At 66.1% G+C, this 1,158-nt stretch carries 1 protein-coding gene; it reads right to left on the bottom strand.

Translation table 11 applies throughout. The annotated features are described in order from the left end of the window. Nucleotides 1-580, bottom strand: a 580-nt coding sequence (locus tag AC1D00_RS42145) for a DMT family transporter (RefSeq protein WP_477014778.1), incomplete at its 3' end; no start/stop codon positions are given. Nucleotides 581-1,158 lie beyond the last annotated feature (578 nt).

The raw sequence follows: 1,158 nt of genomic DNA, 5'->3' as shown, positions 1-1,158 counted from the left end.
CGGCCGTGATCGGCGGCAGGTGGATGGGGTACTTCTTCGAGAACACCGTGCCGACGGCAAAGCCGAGCGCGCCGCCGAGCGCCATGATGATGCCCGGCAGCTTCTCCACGCTCGCGGCAAAGCCGTTGCCGCCCATGATCGAGGCGAGGCCCACGAAGGCCATCACCAGCCCCAGCGTGCGCAGCACGGTCGGCCGCTCGCCCAGCACCGGCCAGGCGATGATCGAGGCCCAGACCGGCATGGTGTAGGCGATCAGCGCCGCCTCGCTGGCCGGCAGCCAGAGCAGCGCCAGGCCCATCAGCACCATCCAGCCGGTGACGTTGAGGACGGCGGCGGTCAGTAAGCGCGGCCAGATCCCCGGCCCCACCTTGAGGCTCTGCCGGCGGATCAGCGCGAGGGCGGCGAGCAGCACCGCGCCCAGCACGCCGGTCACCCCGCGCAGCGTCAGCGGCGGCAGCTCGGCGAGCAGGAACTTCGTCACCGGCCAGTTGAAGCCCCAGCCTACCGAGGTGATGGCAAGGAACATCAGGCCGGCCGGGGCGATGCGCGGTCGCAAGCCCGGTCGCGTCGAATCAAGCATGTGGGGTACCCGGCGGAAACGGGTCAGCTTGGCGCGGATTCGCTGGCCCCACCACCACCCCGGCGGGCATGCCTGCCCTCACCTTCCGTAAGGCTACGTGAGTCCTGCAGGCGCAACCCCGTTACCCAAAAATATACCTGCCCTGTGAAGAGCGGGGTGAAGGGGCGCCATCACCAAGGGATGCAAATTTTTTCAGTTGGGAATCCCTGAGGACTCACTGATACTTGCCTCCAGAACAGGCGCGGGCTTGCCCCCTGTTATCCCCCGCAATCCACCATATTTAGTATTTGATTCAGGAACTCGCACTAGTTCTTGACGGGCGCTTTGGAGAGTCCTAGCTTTCGGACCGTTCGGCGCGAGTGAGTTTGCGTCCCGCCGGCACTCCCCCAAAGGGTCCGCAAAACTGCACTCCGCCAGGCCAGACGAAGGCAGCGGGAGAAGGGCTTGTCTGCCCGCGGGTAGCGGACTTTTCGGGCGCCAGAACGGGCCGGCAACAGGCTCGGATGGCATCGGTTGAAGAAGTGGCGTTGTGGGGCGTTGAACGCATGTCGCGCGCATCCCGTTGGGGCGGATGAGTG

It is taken from the genome of Bradyrhizobium sp. P2_E8, assembly GCF_056403875.1.
This window is presented reverse-complemented; position numbering and strand designations above follow the sequence as displayed.